Below are 16,872 nucleotides of genomic sequence, written 5' to 3'. Positions count from 1 at the left end.
GTGCGCGCCGCCTAACGGCGACGGCGAAGCGGGGCGCCCGGGGGAGCGTTGCGAACCGGGCGGCGGGCGAACATCACGGCGCCTCCAGTCCGGTCTCGGCGAACTGCAGCGGGTCGTCGGCGAGGCCGTCCGGCGTGGCCGCCCCGGTGGAGTTGTTCACCGCGTCGTTCTGATTCACCGGCGAGACCGTCACGGCGCCGGTCTGCGTGTTGACGGTCACGATCAGGTCGTCCCCGCTCTTGCCGGGGCCGGCGTACACCTTCGTGGCCGTGTCGTAGGCGGGGGCGTCGTCGGGACCGGAGCCGACGTAGCCCAGCGGCAGGAACGCCCCGGAAACGAAGCCGGGCGGCGTCTCCCCGCCGTCGAAGGCGTTCGAGCCTTCATCGAGGTCTTCCAAACTCACCACCGGCAGGTGCACCAACCCGCTCGCGGCCAACGGACCGGTCACCAGACCGGCCGGGTCGAACATGATGTCCAGCGGCCCCTGCGGCACCGGGACGGCGGGGCTGCTCGGGTCGAGCCACGAAATCGGCAGACCGCCGAAGCGGGCGCTGCCCCGCAGGTCGATCGCCGTCTGGTTCGGCAGCGTCCGCGGATCTTCGCCGGCCAGCGGCACGGTCCGCAGTTCGAAGATGTAGCCCTCCTCCGCCGCGTTCAGGTTGTACGCTTGGGCGTTTTCGCTTTCGGACGGGGCGAGCGTCATCAGGAAGACCCGGGCGATGCCCGCGATCCGCTGTGCCTGCTCCGAGGCGGCGGGGTCGCCGGCGGAGCGAATCAACGCCTGATACCACCGCCCCGACCCGTTGGCGTACTTCGGCAGCCGCACGCGGGCGGAATACAGATCCTCGGTGATCCTCTCGCCCAGCAGGCCGGCTTGGAATATGCGGTTGATCGCCGCCGACGCCCACGCGTTCGTTAACGGGACCGGCTTGTCGGCGACGGGCTCGCGCTCGGAGGGAGAGGACAGCGCATTGACGAAAAAGTCCGGCGGATTCCCGTCGTTTCCATCGCCGTACGGCAGACTTCCGCCGCTGCCGTCGGGAACCGGCGGGAGCAACTCGGCGACGGTTCCCTCAAAAGGACCGCCGGCCAGGTACAGCACCTCACGCGGCAGCAGCTCGACGCGCTCCGTCGCTTTGGGAGGGAAGTAGCCGGCGCTTTCGACGTATTGCAGCGTCGTGCAGGCGAAGGCGTCGCCGTTGGCGTCGGTGAAGTTCGTATTCACCAGCAGCCGCACGCCGCGGGCGCGGGGGCCCTCGTCGGTGCGGGTCGTATAGATCGCCCGATCGCGGGCGCCGCTGATATAGCTTTGCACCTGACGGGCGGAGCCGCTGACCTGATCGGCGTTGCGGAAGGCGCCCACCGCGGTGAGCGTCACCGTGGCCAGGATCAGAAAGATCGTGACCGTGACCAGCAGTTCGATCAGCGTGAAACCGCGACGGTCGGCCGGACGCGCGGTACCAGCCCGGAGCGCAAGCTCCGGCCGTCGGCGCAGCCGGCGGTTCGATAAGCCGCCGCCACGCACGGCCGAGGCTTGCGCCTCGGGCTTGTAATCGATGAATCGTCGGGTCTTCTTCATTTCAGAATCCCGTCTGCGCGGTGGTCAAATTGTCCAGCGCCGCGACCGGCTCCTTGAACTGGGCGAGGTGCCCGAAGTTCTCCCGGTCCTGCGGCTCGTAGAGGCCCAGCTCCCCGTCCGCCCCCGCGGAGACGGCGATCGGGCTATAGAAAGTCGTGGGGGTGTGAAACAGCCGCTCGAAGTCTTTGCCGAGCGCCGGCATGTCCGAATAAGGATCCGCCGGGTTCGTCAACGCCCGGCGGAAGATCGTGGCGAATCCGAAGTGAATCTGGGCGAAGCGGTCGTCCGGATCGCTGCGGAGCGCGCTGCCGAGCGTCGGCAGGAACGGGTCGCCGTTGGTCGCGTCGGCGGTGATCTCGCCGGCGTCCCCGAACTCGCGGCTGGGCAGGGTCGAACCGAGCAGCGCCGCGGTCGAACCGGCGCTCTCGGTCGTGCCGTAGGCGCTCATCGGCCAGCGCCCGTCGGTATTGTCGGCCTGGGCCTCGGCCTCGGAGACCAGGCCGTTGTTGTCGGCGTCCGGGGCGGGGCGAATCAGGCGGGTCGGCCAGCGATAGAAGCGGATCGGGTTGCCGAAGCCGTCCACGATCTCGCGGAGGCCGTCGCCGTCGGCGTCCGCCAGTTCGCTCTCTTTGAAGGCGTCCTCGTCGGTATCCGCCACGCCGTAGGTTTCCCCCTGCGTGAGGAACAGCAGCAGCGCCTCGGAACTGGCCGTGGGGTCGTTGCGGTAGTTCGCATCGTCAAACAACGCGGTCACGGTCCCGTTGCCCCGCACCAGCGCGACGAGGTGATCGTTCTCGGAGAGCGGCAGCGGATCGTCCGCCGTGCCGAAGTCGCCGTCCGGCCCGGCGCCGCGGGGGTACAGGTAGCTCGGCATCCGGTTGAGCATCTCCATCTTCAACCGCAGCGGGCCGGCGGCGCCGCTGCCGACGCGGGAGGCGTTCCCGCTGCCGGTCTCCATCCCCTGCCTCAACGCCTGCGTGCGGCGCTCCAGCTTGCCTTTGATCTTGGCCAGCGTGGTCTGCGTGGCGGCTTCCCGGGCGCTGGTCACGAAGGCCAGCGTGACGGACACCGTCAGGCTCAGCAGGATCGCGATGATACTGATGACCACCAGCAGTTCGATCAGCGTGAACGCCCCCCGCGGCGTCCGCGGAAGCGAGGCGATCGATCGGGAAAAGCGGGGCGACATGGGACGGCGGGCCGGCGGGAGGAAGGGGCGAAGAGCGACGGCGGTCAGTCGCCCAGCAGTCCGGAGGAGAAGTTGGTAATGTTGTCGTCCCCGCCGTTGACGATCACGCCGCCCGCCTGTGCCGACGTATAGCCGTCGTCCTCGCTGTACGTGCCGCCCACGCCGAACTTCGCGTCGATCCCCGGGGAGATGATCTGATAGCCGTTCGGGTTGATCGGGTCGCCCGCGGGCGTCGTATAGGCGCCGTTCTGCATGGCGGCGGTGCCGTCGTCGTTCAGGAACACGCCGGTGCCGTAACGAACGTCCCGAGCGAGATACCCGCGGCCGCCGTCGCTGCTGGCGTAGATCATCGGAGCCGTCTGGCTCTCGTAGCGGTCGAGGTAGGTGAAGTAGGAGAGCAGCGGCTCCGAGGAGGAAGGCGTGTCGCCGGAGGCTTCAATCTCGTTGACGTACTTCAGACGATCCGGCTCGAACATGTAGAAGGGTTTTGTCCGGCGGGCCTTGTCCAGCATCACGAACCCGCCGCCGCTCTTGGCGGAGGCGTTGAACGGGTCGCGGGGATTCTTGCTCCAGCCGGCCAGATCGGTGGACGGCACCATCTCGCCGGAGACCGGGTCTCCGCTCGCGGGCAATCCGCCGAGGAACAGCACCAGGCACTCCGCCCCGCGGAGGATGCCCCGTTCGGAATAATCGCCCGCTCCGCTGACGTCCTGACCGGGGAAGCTCATGGTGTTGAGGCTTCCGATCATCGCCGTCTCGCTGATGGCCGTGCCGAACATCCCGCGCAGCGTCGACATCGTGGCCGGATCGACGAACTTCCCGGCGGAGGTCCGCCGCAGGTCGAGATAGCTGGGGGGCATGCGGCCGTACTCCGCATGGAACTGCGACAGAGCCGCTTCCATCCCGCTCATCTCGGCACGAACGGCCGCGTCGTTCGCCCCGCCCGCGGCGTTCATCACCGCCGGCACCAACAGCGCCAGCAGCAGGGAGATCACGCCGATCACCACCAGCAGCTCGACCAGCGTGAAACCGCCCCGCCGGGATGAGGGAACAGCGGTGACGGGGGATTGCGGGCGGGAAATCACGGGTGGCTCCGGGGGAAAGTGCCGAACGGCCGGGGAGAATGTTGCAAACGGTGCGCCGCGACCCCTGAAACCCGCTCTAATCCCATGCGGGGTAGAGGGTTGACGAGATCGACCCACGCCGATTCGAGCGCTGCATTTCGCAACACTCGGGGACAATCGACGTTGCGGAATCGGACGGAGCGGGGGGAGGAAGCTCCAAATCTCAAGAAGGCAAGAACCAAAGCCGAGGGATCGGGCTGTCGAACACGCTCGACAGGCCGCTCGTTCCATTTGGTTCTTGCTTTCCTGGTCCTTGGAGTTTCCGTTCAGGACAGGTCGTTGAGGAGGTCGATCAGCGGCATGAACAGCGCGATGACGATGAACCCGACGACCAAGCCGAGCACGACGACCATGATCGGTTCGAGTAGCTTGATCAGCCCGTCGACCAGCACCTTCACCTCTTCGTCGTACACGTCGGCGACCTTGTACATCATCGTGTCTAGGGCACCGGTCTCCTCGCCGACGTCCACCATGTTGACGACGATGTCGTCCACGATGCGGGCTTCCTTCAGCGGCACGGCCATCGATTCGCCCTCGCGGATCGCGGCGTAGATGTTGTCGAAGGCGCGGGCGAACACCCCGTTCCCGGCCGTATCCCGGGCGATGATGATCGCCTCCAGGATCGGCACGCCGGAGGCGATCAGCGTGCCCAGCGTTCGACAGATACGGGCCACCGTGGCCTTCTCCACGATCTTCCCGAGGACCGGGATGTGCAGCAGGATCCAGTCGGTGACGTACTTGCCCGTGCGGTTCTTGCGGATGATCTTGAGGATCAGCCAGATCGCGAACGGGACCGCGGGGAACAGATAGAAGTACTTGACCGTGAAGGAGCTGCAGGCGATCAGGGTCTCGGTGATCGCCGGCAGCGGGGTGCCGAAGTCCTCGAAGATCTTTTTGAACTTCGGGATGATGTAATACATGATGAACCCGACGATCGCGACGGCCACCGTGACGACCGCGACGGGGTAGATCATCGCCCCCTGAACCCGCTTTTTCAGGCTCTGGGAGCGTTCCTTAAAGTCCGCGAGCCGCTGGAGAATGATCTCCAAAGCGCCGCCGGCCTCGCCGGCTTTGACCATGTTGACGTACAGCCCGTCGAACGCCTTGGGCTGTTTGGCCATCGACTCCGACAGCGTCATCCCGCCTTCGATGTCCTCGATGACGCCCATCAGGGAGTTCTTCATCACCCCCGGTTTGCTCTGCCCTTCCAGAATGCGGAGCGACCGCAGAATGGGCAGACCGGCGTCCTGCAGCGTCGAGAGCTGACGGGTAAACGTCGTGAGCTGTTTCGGGCTGACCCGCCCGATCGTGAAGCCGCCCTTCTTCTTCTTGGCGCGGGCGTTCTTGGAAGACTTCTTCTCCCCGTCCTTGGACGCGGATTTCTTCTTGCGGCTTTTGGACTCCCGGATGTCGGTGACGAAGAAGCCCTTCTCGCGGACCTTCGCCTCGGCGTCCTTTTTGGTGGGCGCGTCGATCGACTCCTTGATCTCCAACCCGGTGTTGTCCATCGCCTCGTAGACGAAGGTGGGCATAGCAGTCTCCGGGGCGGCCTTGCGGCGGCGGGTTCGGGCGGCGGGGTACGTGCGACGGCGGGAGGAGGAGCCGGGAAACGGGTTCCGGGGAGTATCCTGTCGAGCCGCGAATGCTGTGTGAAGGAGGGGGAAACGTACGCCCGGCGTCGAAGCCGGGTTGAGTAGAACGGGAAGTAGTACGGCGCCGGGGCTAGTTGATGTCCTCGATGACGGTTTCGCGGACGACCTCGTCGATGGTCGTCACCCCTTCGAAGATCAGTTTCAGGCCGGCTTCCCGCAGGGTGGTCATCCCCTGCGAGCGGGCGAGGTTGCGGAGGTCGTCCACGTTGGCGTCCTCGGAGATCAGGTCGCGGATGTCGTCGGTGACGTCCATCAGCTCGTACAGCCCGACCCGGCCTTTATAGCCGCTGTTGTGGCAGGTCGCGCAGCCCTTGCCGTAATAGAAGTTGTACTGGCGGGCCGTTTCGACCGGCAGTTGGAGCTCCATCAGCAGTTCGTCCGACGGTTCGAACTCCGTCCGGCAGTCGGTGCAGATGCGTCGCACCAGCCGCTGGGCGAGGATGCACTCCACGCAGGCGGTCAGCAGGAACTTCGGCACGCCCATATCCAACATCCGCGTGATGGAGGAGGGGGCGTCGTTGGTGTGCAGCGTGCTGAACACGAGGTGCCCGGTGAGGGCGGACTGCACGGCGATCTCGGCCGTCTCGTAGTCGCGGATCTCGCCGACGAGGATCAGGTCCGGGTCGTGCCGCAGGATCGCCCGCAGGCAGGAGGCGAAGGTGACGTCGATGTCGGAGTTGATCGGGCACTGAATGAGGCCGTCGATATCGTATTCGATCGGGTCCTCGGTCGTGATAATCTTCTCCGTGATGTCGTTTAATTCATTCAGCGTGGAATACAGCGTCGTCGTCTTGCCGGAGCCCGTCGGCCCGGTCACCAGCACGATGCCGTTGGGCCGTTTGATCATCCCGCGAAACCGGTCCAGCGTGCCGGCGTCCATCCCGATCTTATTGAGGTCCAGCGAGACCACCGTGCGGTCCAGCACCCGCATAACGCAGGCTTCGCCGAACATCGTGGGCAGAATGGACACCCGCAGGTCGACCGGGTTCCCGCCGACGTTCAATTCGACCCGGCCGTCCTGCGGCAGCCGGCGCTCGGCGATGTCCAGATCCGCCATAATTTTAATACGAGAGATCACCGCGTTCGCCATGTGCCGCGGCGGGGGGATCATCTCGTACAGCACGCCGTCCGCTTTGACGCGGATTTTAAATTCATCCTCGAACGGCTCGAAGTGAATGTCGGACGCCTGATCCTTAATCGCGTTCAACAACACGATATTGACCAGCTTGCGGATCGGCGCCGCGTCGGCCATCTCCTCCGGATCGGAGAGGTCGAAGGCGTCGCGTTCGCTGCCCGCTTCGATCTCCAATTCGCCGATCACGTCCTCGATGCTGTCGGGACGCTCCGCGTAGTTGCGTTCGATCGCGGCGGCGACGTCGGCCTCGCTGGAGACGGCGCCGCGAACTTCGTGACCGAGGAAGTTCTTGAGGTCGTCCAGCGCCTCGATGTTCTGCGGATCGGCCATCGCGACCGTCAGCACGTCGCCCTTCAGGCTGACGGGGCAGATCTTATAGATCTCGCACATCGTCTGCGGCACGCTTTCGAGCACCTTCGCCGGGATCTGGGTTTGCTCCAGATCGACGACCGGCATGCCCCACTGCTCGGCGAGCGCCTCCGTCACCTGCGCCTGCGTGACCAGTCCGCTGCGAACGGCGACCTGCCCGAACACTTCCCCGGGACTCTGCTTCTGTTCCTCCAGCAGGTCCCAGACCTGATCCTCGGACAGGTAACCAAGATCCTGAAGGATCTGTCCGATTTTGCGGCGGGCGGCCATGAAACGAAATAGGGGGAAAGGGGCGAGGCGTAAGGCGTAAGAAAAGGGAAGCGGGGCGGGATTCTGCGAAGACTTACGCCTTACGCCTTCCCCCTCTCCCCTTGAATCGTTCAATCAAAGTCGTCGTCCTCGTCGAAGTCCTCGTCCTCCTCCTCTTCGTCGTCGTAGAGACCGCGTTTCGCTTTCTCGATGCGGACCTTCAATTCGCCGGGCTGGTTCGCCTTATAGAGAACGTCCTCCTCCTCGACGATATTGTTTTTCCAGAGGCTGAACAGGTGATCGTCCAGCAATTGCATGCCGTATTTCCGCCCGGTTTGAATGGACGAGTTAATACGGAACGTCTTGCCTTCGCGGATCAGGTTCGCGATGGCGGGGGTGACGACCAGCAACTCGTACGCGGCGACCATTCCGGACGGCTTGCGGGGCAGCAGCGCCTGGGAGAGCACGCCCAAAATGCCCACCGAAAGCTGCGTGCGGATCTGTTCCTGCTGGTTGGTCGGGAACACGTCGATGATCCGGTCGACGGTGCCCTGGGCGCCGGTCGTGTGCAGCGTGCCGAACACGACGTGTCCGGTCTCGGCGGCGGTGATGGCGCTGGAGATCGTCTCCAAGTCGCGCATCTCGCCGACGAGGATGATGTCCGGATCCTGTCGCAGCGCCCGGCGCAAGGCCTCGGGGAAGTCGGGGACGTCGACGCCGATTTCCCGCTGGTTGACGGTGCTCTTTTTATGCTCGTGGTAGTACTCGATCGGGTCTTCGAGCGTGATCATATGGTGGGCGTGCGTCTCGTTGATCCAGTTCATCATGCTGGCCAACGAGGTGGTCTTGCCGGAACCCGTCGGCCCGGTGACCAGAAAAAGCCCGCGGGGGCGGGTGATGAGATCCTTCACGACCGGCGGCAGACCGATCTGCTCCATCGTGAGGAACTCGTTCGGAATCCGCCGCAGCACCATCGCGATGGTGCCCTTCTGCTTGAACACGCTGACCCGGAAGCGGGCCTTGTCGCCGTAGGCGAAACCGAAGTCCGTCCCGCCGACCTCCTGCAGCTCCTGCTGGTTGCGCTCCGGGGTGATGGACTTCATCAACGAGTTGGTGTCGTCGGCGTCCAGCGTCTTGGTTTCGAGGCGTCGCATCCGCCCGCCGGCCCGGATGACGGGGGGCTGACCCACGGTGATGTGCAGGTCGGAGACCTTCTCTTTCACCACCGTTTCCAGCAGCTTGTCGATCTGCACGGTGGCCATCGGGCGGAACTTTCGGGACGCGAAGGGAAGGAGGTCGGGGCGGAGTGTGCCGGCCGGAGCCGGCGGGATTCAAGCGGCCCCGTAACGCCGAGGCCCCGCGGAGCCTCGGCGTGACGGGGAGGATCTGTCAGTCGCTGGCGCGCATGAGCTTCTGTACCTCGGCGAGGGTGGTGATGCCGGCCATGGCCTTTTCGCGGGCGTCGTCGACCAGCGTTCGCATGCCGAACAACCGGGCCTGCCGACGGATCGCCTGGGCGGGCTCGTTTTTGAAGGTCATCTCGCGGATCGCGGAGTTCATGCCCATCAATTCGAACACGGCCCGCCGACCGCGATAGCCGGTGTGGGAGCACTTATTGCACCCGCGGCCCTTCACGAAGGTGGATTCCTCCGCCTCGTCGGGGGTGATGTCGAAGTATTCGAGTTCGCTTTCGTCCGGCATATACTGCTGCTTGCAGCTCTCGCAGGCGACGCGCACCAACCGCTGAGCCAGCACCGCCAGCACGCTGCTGGCCACCAGGAAGGGCTGCACGCCCATATCCGTCAGCCGGGTGATGGAGCTGGGGGCGTCGTTGGTGTGCAGCGTGGACAGCACCAAGTGACCGGTCAAACTGGCCTGAATCGCCATCTCCGCGGTCTCTTTATCGCGGATCTCGCCGACCAGAATGACGTTCGGGGCCTGCCGCAGCATCGCGCGAATGATGCGCTGGAAGTCCAGCCCGATATTGTGCTTGACCTCCACCTGATTAATCCCCGGGAGATAATACTCGACCGGGTCTTCGGCGGTGATGATCTTGCGGTCCGGCCGGTTCAGCTCGCCCAGCGCGGAGTACAACGTGGTCGTCTTGCCGGACCCCGTCGGCCCGGTGACGAGGAAGATGCCGTTCGGACGACGGATGATGTTCTGGAAGGTTTTATAGTTCTCCTCCCCGAAGCCGAGGTTCCGCAGCCCGATTTTAATGTTGTCGCGGTCCAGAATCCGCATGACGCAGCCCTGCCCGTGGTTGGTGGGCAGGATGGAGACGCGCAGGTCCAGCTCCTTGCCGCCGGCCCGCGTTTTAATCCGGCCGTCCTGGGGGCGGCGTTTCTCGGAGATGTCCATCGACGCCATGATCTTGATACGACTGATCATGGCGGCCAGCATCCGGCGGGGGGCGCTGTCGCGTTCCACCAGCGAGCCGTCGATCCGATAGCGGATGCGGACCCGGTCTTCGAACGGCTCGATATGAATATCCGAAGCCCGCATCTTCACGGCCTCGGAGATAATCAGGTTGACCAGCCGGATGATCGGGGCGGATTCGTCCTCGTCGCCGTCGTCGTTGGCCAGCAGGGTCTGACCGCTGACGTCGATCTGGGTCTCCGTGATCTCCGTCAGCATGGTGTGCATCGTGTCCTCCCCGCCGCCGCCCTCGCCGGCGCCGCCGTAGTGGCGGTCGATCGCGGCCTGCACGTCGCTTTTCGAGGCGGCGGCGATGTCGATGGACCGCGGCGTCAGCAGGAACTCCAACTTCTGCAGCGCGCCCATGTCGGACGGGTCGGCGAAGGCGATCGTCACCGATCGCTCCGTCGCGCTGATCGGCAGCACGGTGTTCTCCCGGGCCACCGACACCGGCACCAGGGCGATCACCTCGTCCGGAACCGTCAGGTTCGCCAGATCCAGGGCCGGACCCCCGCCCGCGGCGGCGGTCAGTTCCTTCTCGTCGATGTAGCCCAGCATGACCAGCATCTGGGCCGGGCTGGTCTTCTTCGCCTTGGCGAGATCCTGCGCCTCATGGAGTTGCTCCCGGCTGATAGCGCCGTCAGCGACAAACTTTTGGAGGATGTCGGCGGCCATGCGGGGGCGTCGGCCGGCGATGCCGGCGTCTTATCAGGGGGAAACGAGCCGGGCGTGGACGAGCCGGGACGAAACGCGGTGCGAACGCGGGATGAATCGTGCCGGAGCGGCACACCGGATCATCCGACCGGCTACGCAAGGTGTCAACACGCCGACGTTCCCCGAGCGTCGTGACGCCCCGGCACGCCCCGGTCGCCGGGAGGGCGCCGGTCGCCGGGAGAACGACGAACCGCGCGGCGGAAGCGAACCGCGCGGCGGCGGTCGTGTCGGAGGGGTTGCAGGGAACGAGACGCTTTCCCGCCGGCCACCGCCCGGGTATGGTGTCTCTCCCTCGGCCCGCCGGGGTCCCGACCCGTCCGCGGGCCGACGACCCACCACAGGTCGACACGGGGCTGTAGCTCAGTTGGGAGAGCGCTGCGTTCGCAATGCAGAGGTCGTGAGTTCGAATCTCATCAGCTCCACTCGTTCGTTACCGTAAATCGTTCGTCGCGACGAACTCATCACGCCCCGCCGGTTCCCCCGGCGGGGCGTTTTGCTGCGCGGGGCGGTCGCTGCCGGACGCGGCGCCGCAGGGACGGGGGGGGCGCTGCATGACGGACGTGGCGGTCCGGGAGATCGGTCCGGCTGCGAGGTAGCGCGGCGCCAACGCCACGAGGGCGGAGAACCGGCGCTGCCGCGCCCACCCGTCCCGACTTGAGCCGATCCTGCCGTCCGGGACCGCGAAACGGCGGTTTGGACCTTGCGCCAGCCGAATCAGGTCATTGCCCGCGCGACTTCCCCCCCGGTAGGCTGGAGGTCCGCAACCGCCCCGTCACGACGTCGGACCCCCGCCATGCCCATCCTGCTCCGCCGCCGGTCCCTCCTCGGGGCTGGCCTCGCCGCCCTTCTCATCAGCCCGCTGTCCGCCCCGGCCGCCGACGGCGACAAGCCGGACGACAAGCCGAGGCTGAAGACGGTGCCGGTCACGGCGCTGAAACTCGATACGGCCGCCGCCTACGTCGACTTCTTTGACGGGCAGGAGAGCGGCGATCTCTCCGTTCGGATCATCGCCAAGGATGAAAAGGGCGGGAATCTGGTGGTCGCCAACCACGGCGATGAGCCGGTCACGGTGCAGATTCCCGACGGCATCGTCGGCGTGCACGTCCAGAACCAGTTCGGCGGCGGCGGATTCGGCGGCGGCGGAGCGTTCTCCATCCCCCCCCAAACCGCCGCTCGCATTCCTTACACCTCCGTCTGCCTGGAGTACGGCAAGCCCGAACCGCGCCCGCGGATGACCTATGAAGTCCGCAAGCTGGAAGACGTCATCGAGAACGAAACGCTTCGCGAACTCATCATCCTGGTCGGCAGCGGCAAGCTGAACGAGGAAGCCGCACAGGCCGCCGCCTGGCACCTCGCCGACGACATGTCCTGGGTGCAGTTGGCCAACCTGAAGCGCGGCGTCGCCGGCGGCCCGGACGTCCCGCTGTTCAACGCCCGCACGCTGTTCGGCGCCCAGCGGATCGTCGCCGAGTCCGTCCGTCGCGCCGAACTCCGCCGCGAAGGCCGCACCGCCGCCGCTCGGTAAGCGCCGTCGGAAACTCGTCATGCCGTCACGCCGAGGCCCCGCGGGGTCTCGGCGTGATGCGTTTGGCGGGTTGGCTTTCCCCGACGGCGGGGCGGAACCGTCAGGGGATCAGCATCTCGAGACCGATCGACAGCCCGTTAAAGGTGACGTCGTCGAAGCTCCGCTTCGGTTTGACGTCGGTTTCCGGGATCGCCCCCACCTGCGTGAGGTTGTAGTTCGTGGATTCGTTCGGCTGGGCGACGTTCGACAGGTAGAGGAAGTCGTAGCCGACGCTCAGCTTGAACGAGTCGCCGAGCGGGATCCGCAGGTAGGCGGCGAGATCGAACACGGGGCTGAACTCCGCGTAGTGATCCGTGTGCCGTCGCGCTCCTTCCGTCGGACCGGCGAAGCCGTCCGTGCGGGTCCGCACCTGAGCCACGTTGAGACCGCCGGAGATGGTCGGCCGGACGCCCAGCGTGAACCGCTCGTGACGATATTCGGCTTCCACGCCGAGTTCCGACCCGAACAGGTTGTTGTGGACCGTGGTCGAGATCTCGCTGTCGAACATAGCGGTCGGGGTCTGGAACGACCCCCGCTGATACATGTTCTGATTGAGCATCAGGTATCGCACGCCGACCAGCGGACGCAGGCCGAACCCGTTCGGATCGGCAATGTGGTCGAAGTACATCCGACCGCCGGTCCCCCACATCTCCGTCTCGTACTCCATCTCATAGGAGCCGTTGAAGACACGGATCAGCGGATCGCTCGGGTCGCCGTTGACCTTGAAGCCTATGCCGACGGCTTGCGCCACGTTGAACGGCAACTCCGGTTGGATCGTGAACGTCTCCTGCGAGAAGGCGGTGAGGTACGCCTCCGCCCGGCCGATGTCGGCGATGGGCCGGCTGATCGTGATGCGGGCGCCTTCGAAGTCGTCGACTTCGTTCTCTTGCAGGCCGGGCACCACATAGGTCGTGCCGTCGTCGGTCACGCCCGGCAGGCTGAAGTTCCCGCCGTTCCGCTCTTCGTCGAAGACGGTATTCCCGAACGGCGTGAAGCGATCGGCGGGGGTCCCGGTTTGGAACGTAGTCACGCCCGGGATCGGCGCCCCGACGGTGCCGATTTCTTCGCCGGACAGACTGTACTGGAGGTACTCCACCCGAACGAAGCTCCCCTCGGGCGGGGCGTATCGGGCGATCGTCGTCCACAACGAGCCGGGACCTTCCGGCCGCCCGCCCCGGACGCGGTAGTCGATCGCCGGACCGCCGCCGAAGTTCGCGGGTCCGCCGGGGCTGACGAACCCTTCCGGAGGATAATACGGGGCCGGCGCCGGCGGCGGACCGTACTGAGCCGGGGCGACGGCCGGATCGTACAGGCCGCCCGGGGCGAGCCGACCGGCCGGACCGACGGCGGCGTCGCCGTGCGGGCCGAATTGCGCCGGCGGGGTGACGTATCCGGCGGGCAGAATTGAGCCGCTGGTTCCCGGCGACGCTTCGTACGAAGCGCCGACGGCGGGTTCGACCCAGGTCGGGGCGGCGTCGCCGAAGCCGGGACCGGCGGAGAGTTCTACCACTCCGTCGGTCGCCGAGGCGGCGGGGGCGACCGCGGCCAGCGCGACCGGAGCGGTCGCCGCGGCAATCGCGGCGGACAGGCGGCGGGCACGGTTCCCGAACCGGGAGAGCCGTTGGGCAGGATTCGTTCGGCGGGGCATCGTCTCGGGGTCCTGCGTCCGAACTCGGGGGTCACGCCGGCGACCATGCCGACGCACCGACCGCGCCGCCGTTCCTCCCGCGAACAAAGGGAGGAACGAAGCCTTCGCCGGGCGGACGGGCGGTCCGCACGGCGCCGCCTCGGAAGGTTCCGGGGGCGTCGGTCGTGACTGCGATATCGGTCCGCCTGGTTCGACCGCTGATGCGAAACCCGCCGGACATGCGGAATCTAGGGGCCATGTCCCTTCGCCCCCCAACCCTTCGCGGCGCCGGGACGGCCGCAGCGTTCGCGGCTCCGCCGGTTACGATTCCCGCATGACGGCCCCCCAATACACGCCCGTAACCGAGCCGCTGCCGTTGGCCCGCGAGCTGATCGCCGCGGCCTCCGTCAGCCGCGATTCCAACGCCGCCGCCGCCTCGGTCTGCGAAGCGGCCCTCCTCGCCGCCGGCTTCACTCTCGAGCGCGGCGTCTACCGCGACGCCCGCGGCGTGGAGAAGGTCAACCTGCTCGCCCGGCTCGGCCCCGATCCGTCGCCCGATCGGCCCGGGTTCGTCTGGCTTGGCCACACCGACGTCGTCCCCGCGAACGACTGGACCGGCCCGGGAGGCGCCTTCGAACCGACCGTGACCGACGATCGCCTCTACGGTCGCGGCGCCTGCGACATGAAGGGACCGGTCGCCTGTGCGATCGCCGCCGCCGCCCGTTTGCACGCCGCCTCGCAGCAGCCCGGAGGCGAACCGCTGACTGCCCCGCTGTGGATCGGGCTGACGGCCGACGAAGAGATCGGTTTCGAGGGCGCCAAGGAACTCGTCACCCGCAGCACCGCCTACCCCGAGCTTCGTCAGGCGAACCCGCCGGGGATCATCGGGGAGCCGACCTCCCTCACCGCCGTCCACGCCCACAAGGGCTCGCACCTGCTGACGGCCACCGCCCGCGGCGTCGCCGGACACAGCAGCACGACCGACGGCGTAAACGCGAACCTCAAACTGCTCCCGTTCCTCACCGATCTGCTCCCCCTCATCCGCCGCACCGAGACCGACCCCGCCCTCCAGAACCCGACGTTCGACCCGCCGGGCCTCAGTTGGAACCTGACGCTGTCGGACGGCGGCACGGTGCTCAACATCACCCCGGAGCGGGCGACCGCGACGATCTATTCCCGCCCGGTCCCCGGCGTGGACGACGGCCCGCTGGTCGCCCGCTTCCACGCCCTCGCGGCGGAGCACGGCCTTGAATCGACCGACGACCGCCACGCCGGCCCCTTCCGCACCCACCCGAACGCGGCGTACCCGGTCTCCGTCCGACGATTACTGAATCAAAGCGAACCCCGGACCGTCTGCTACGGCACCGACGGCGGCGTCTTCGCCGGCCCGACGGACCGCGGCGGCGGCGGATTGACGAACCTATTAGTCCTCGGCCCCGGCGACATCGCCCAGGCCCACACCGCGGCGGAGTTCATCACGCTCGACCAACTTGCCCGCGGCTGCGACCTCTATGAAACGTTGTTTCGCAGATATTGTTTGTAACTCGTGCTCCCCTCGCCCCTTTTTAGGGGAGAGGGGCTGGGGGTGAGGGGACGTTCCCCGCCCGACTGCCCCTTCGAGTTCCCGAATCCTGCGTTCGCTCTGAACCCCGATCAACAAAAGCGTGTGAGGGTTCGCTCACCCTCACCCCCGGCCCCTCTCCCTGAGGGAGAGGGGAGAAGGACGGCGACGGCCTCCCGTTACCGCTGATAAATCGGCAGGTAGTGGTACTTCACGGAGAGGCTCAGCATCGACAGCGAGGTCGCATACACCTTGCCGTGCCCGCTTTCGGAGCCGTTCTGGCCCAGCCAGGAGCCGTCCGAATGCTGATGTTCCAGCAGGAGCTTTCGCACGACGTCCGCGGCGGTCTCCGCGTGTTCGCCGCCCCGTTGATACATGCCTTGGGCATAATAATAGGTGCCGTAGGAGCACCATTTGTCCTTCCACTTCGGCGGGCGGGCGGCGAGCCATTCCGCGGCCCCGCCGACCCGCGGATCGTCGTATTGGCCGCAGACCTGCATCGCCAGCAGCCCCGCGGCGGTCATGGCGTAGGTCGGATTGCCGCGATCCGGTTCGTAGGTGAACCCGCTGACGCGGTCGATCGGGGCGCCGTCGCGGTCGACGGGGGAATCGAACGAGCGCTTCAGGTACTCCACCGCCTCGCCGATCGCTTCGGCGGGCACGTCCAAGCCGTCGTTCTTGGCGCTGCGGAGAGCCATCACCTGCCAGACGGAGACGGACAGGTCGCTGTCCTTGCTGCTGCGTTCGTACCGCCAACCGCCGCGGTTGCGGGCGTCCTTGGGTTGGTTCTGGGCATTGAGGATCACCTGGATCGCTTTCTGGCACCGTGAGCGGATCAGGCGATCCTGCTCGGCGTCCGCCCCCATCCCCAGCATCTCCGAGAGCATCAGCGTGATGATCCCGTGGCCGTACATCCGCGAGCCGTCGGATTTGCCGAAGTAGCCGTCCTTATCCACGCGGTCCTCGTCCAGCACGTAGTCCAGCGCCTTGCGCATCGCGGTCCCCTCCGGGGTGGGGTCGGAGGGGGTCGTGCCGACGCTGGCCATCGCCATCACGGCGAGCGCCGTCATCGCGGTGGGCGTGCCGCGATCGTAGATCGCCCCGTCCTCCTTCTGGGTGGAGAGCAGATAGTCGACGGCTTTCTGCATCGCCCTGTCGACCTCCGGGTCGTCCTTCCCCAATGCGGGGAGGCCCAGCGAATCGAGTTCTTGAACGGGTTCCTCCTGAGCGAAGCCGGGGGGAACGACCGCCAGCGACAGCGCCGCCACGATCGCCGGCAGGATCGCTCGGCGAGCCGGGGGGTTCATCCCCCCGGACCGGTGAGCGCAGCGAACCGAACGCGGGCGTTCCGCAGTCCCGGTCCGGGGGGACAAGCCCCCCGGCTCGCCGGGGAAGCGAAGGAGCGTCGGGCGAATCATCGGCTTCCTCCCTGTTGGACGTCACGGCCTTGGGCGTCGCGGCGGGCGCGTTCGGCGAGCACCCGAAAATAGGCGTTCACGCTGTCGCGGTACTCCTCGGAGACCGCCGCCGAGCGACCGGACGAAACGTCTTCGGCGCCGCGGCGGCGAAGATTCGCCCAGTCCGCGTCGGCAACCGCGTCCGGCGCCCCGGAGGGGATGGGCGTCGCCCTCGGCTCAGGCGGCGGCTCAATCGGCGGCGGTCTCCGCGGCTCGCGCCGCCCAAAACGCTCCGCC

General features: G+C 66.7%; 11 protein-coding genes, 1 tRNA gene and 1 pseudogene. 3 read left to right on the top strand and 10 right to left on the bottom strand.

Going from position 1 to position 16,872, the window contains the following annotated elements; translation table 11 throughout:
• Positions 1 to 73: 73 nt before the first annotated feature.
• The 7 genes from LzC2_RS14840 to LzC2_RS14810 all read right to left on the bottom strand — a co-directional run bounded on the left by LzC2_RS14840 (position 74) and on the right by LzC2_RS14810 (position 10,387).
• Positions 74 to 1,579: a pilus assembly FimT family protein gene (locus tag LzC2_RS14840; RefSeq protein WP_171188372.1), complete on the bottom strand. Its 1,506-nt coding sequence runs from the start codon at positions 1,577 to 1,579 to the stop codon at positions 74 to 76.
• Position 1,580: 1 nt separating this feature from the next.
• On the bottom strand, positions 1,581 to 2,765 hold the full coding sequence (locus tag LzC2_RS21875) for a type II secretion system protein (protein ID WP_206678733.1): 1,185 nt from the start codon (positions 2,763 to 2,765) through the stop codon (positions 1,581 to 1,583).
• Positions 2,766 to 2,809: 44 nt separating this feature from the next.
• Entirely contained in the window at positions 2,810 to 3,850 is a 1,041-nt protein-coding gene (locus tag LzC2_RS14830) for a type II secretion system protein (protein ID WP_315854680.1), read from the bottom strand.
• A gap of 305 nt (positions 3,851 to 4,155) precedes the next feature.
• The gene (locus LzC2_RS14825) at positions 4,156 to 5,421 is read right to left on the bottom strand and encodes a type II secretion system F family protein (protein WP_171188368.1); all 1,266 of its coding nucleotides are present in this window, start codon (positions 5,419 to 5,421) and stop codon (positions 4,156 to 4,158) included.
• Positions 5,422 to 5,611: 190 nt separating this feature from the next.
• Positions 5,612 to 7,315, bottom strand: coding sequence for a GspE/PulE family protein (locus LzC2_RS14820; protein ID WP_171188366.1), 1,704 nt, complete (start codon positions 7,313 to 7,315; stop codon positions 5,612 to 5,614).
• 110 nt (positions 7,316 to 7,425) lie between these two features.
• Positions 7,426 to 8,556, bottom strand: coding sequence for a type IV pilus twitching motility protein PilT (locus tag LzC2_RS14815; protein ID WP_171188364.1), 1,131 nt, complete (start codon positions 8,554 to 8,556; stop codon positions 7,426 to 7,428).
• Between the two features lie 127 nt (positions 8,557 to 8,683).
• Entirely contained in the window at positions 8,684 to 10,387 is a 1,704-nt protein-coding gene (locus LzC2_RS14810; RefSeq protein ID WP_171188362.1) for a GspE/PulE family protein, read from the bottom strand.
• A gap of 388 nt (positions 10,388 to 10,775) precedes the next feature.
• On the opposite strand from LzC2_RS14810, the gene LzC2_RS14805 reads away from it, so the two are divergent.
• Both LzC2_RS14805 and LzC2_RS14800 read left to right on the top strand, forming a co-directional pair.
• A tRNA-Ala gene (locus LzC2_RS14805) sits at positions 10,776 to 10,848 on the top strand.
• A gap of 371 nt (positions 10,849 to 11,219) precedes the next feature.
• Positions 11,220 to 11,951 (top strand): hypothetical protein, encoded by a 732-nt coding sequence (locus tag LzC2_RS14800; RefSeq protein ID WP_171188360.1) that lies wholly within the window; start codon positions 11,220 to 11,222, stop codon positions 11,949 to 11,951.
• 100 nt (positions 11,952 to 12,051) lie between these two features.
• Here the strand turns inward: LzC2_RS14800 and LzC2_RS14795 are convergent, their stop codons facing one another.
• Entirely contained in the window at positions 12,052 to 13,638 is a 1,587-nt protein-coding gene (locus LzC2_RS14795) for a BBP7 family outer membrane beta-barrel protein (protein ID WP_171188357.1), read from the bottom strand.
• A gap of 313 nt (positions 13,639 to 13,951) precedes the next feature.
• On the opposite strand from LzC2_RS14795, the gene LzC2_RS14790 reads away from it, so the two are divergent.
• On the top strand, positions 13,952 to 15,160 hold the full coding sequence (locus tag LzC2_RS14790; protein ID WP_171188355.1) for a M20/M25/M40 family metallo-hydrolase: 1,209 nt from the start codon (positions 13,952 to 13,954) through the stop codon (positions 15,158 to 15,160).
• A gap of 197 nt (positions 15,161 to 15,357) precedes the next feature.
• Here LzC2_RS14790 and LzC2_RS14785 read toward each other — a convergent pair whose 3' ends face one another.
• Together LzC2_RS14785 and LzC2_RS21870 are read right to left on the bottom strand one after the other, a co-directional pair.
• Positions 15,358 to 16,485: a prenyltransferase/squalene oxidase repeat-containing protein gene (locus LzC2_RS14785; RefSeq protein WP_171188353.1), complete on the bottom strand. Its 1,128-nt coding sequence runs from the start codon at positions 16,483 to 16,485 to the stop codon at positions 15,358 to 15,360.
• A 107-nt stretch (positions 16,486 to 16,592) separates the two neighbouring features.
• Positions 16,593 to 16,872 (bottom strand): annotated as a pseudogene (locus tag LzC2_RS21870) (hypothetical protein); the annotation flags it as partial.

The sequence above is a fragment of the Alienimonas chondri genome (assembly GCF_013036045.1).
Lineage (GTDB): Bacteria > Planctomycetota > Planctomycetia > Planctomycetales > Planctomycetaceae > Alienimonas > Alienimonas chondri.
Note: the sequence above shows the minus strand (reverse complement) of the source record. Positions and strands in the feature narration are given on the sequence as shown.

Coding starts and splice junctions, on each gene's coding strand:
- LzC2_RS14815 (WP_171188364.1), bottom strand. CDS start 8,556: ATGGCCACCGTGCAGATCGACAAGCTGCTGGAAACGGTGGTGAAAGAG.
- LzC2_RS14790 (WP_171188355.1), top strand. CDS start 13,952: ATGACGGCCCCCCAATACACGCCCGTAACCGAGCCGCTGCCGTTGGCC.
- LzC2_RS14840 (WP_171188372.1), bottom strand. CDS start 1,579: ATGAAGAAGACCCGACGATTCATCGATTACAAGCCCGAGGCGCAAGCC.
- LzC2_RS14810 (WP_171188362.1), bottom strand. CDS start 10,387: ATGGCCGCCGACATCCTCCAAAAGTTTGTCGCTGACGGCGCTATCAGC.
- LzC2_RS14800 (WP_171188360.1), top strand. CDS start 11,220: ATGCCCATCCTGCTCCGCCGCCGGTCCCTCCTCGGGGCTGGCCTCGCC.
- LzC2_RS21875 (WP_206678733.1), bottom strand. CDS start 2,765: ATGTCGCCCCGCTTTTCCCGATCGATCGCCTCGCTTCCGCGGACGCCG.
- LzC2_RS14795 (WP_171188357.1), bottom strand. CDS start 13,638: ATGCCCCGCCGAACGAATCCTGCCCAACGGCTCTCCCGGTTCGGGAAC.
- LzC2_RS14825 (WP_171188368.1), bottom strand. CDS start 5,421: ATGCCCACCTTCGTCTACGAGGCGATGGACAACACCGGGTTGGAGATC.
- LzC2_RS14820 (WP_171188366.1), bottom strand. CDS start 7,315: ATGGCCGCCCGCCGCAAAATCGGACAGATCCTTCAGGATCTTGGTTAC.
- LzC2_RS14785 (WP_171188353.1), bottom strand. CDS start 16,485: ATGAACCCCCCGGCTCGCCGAGCGATCCTGCCGGCGATCGTGGCGGCG.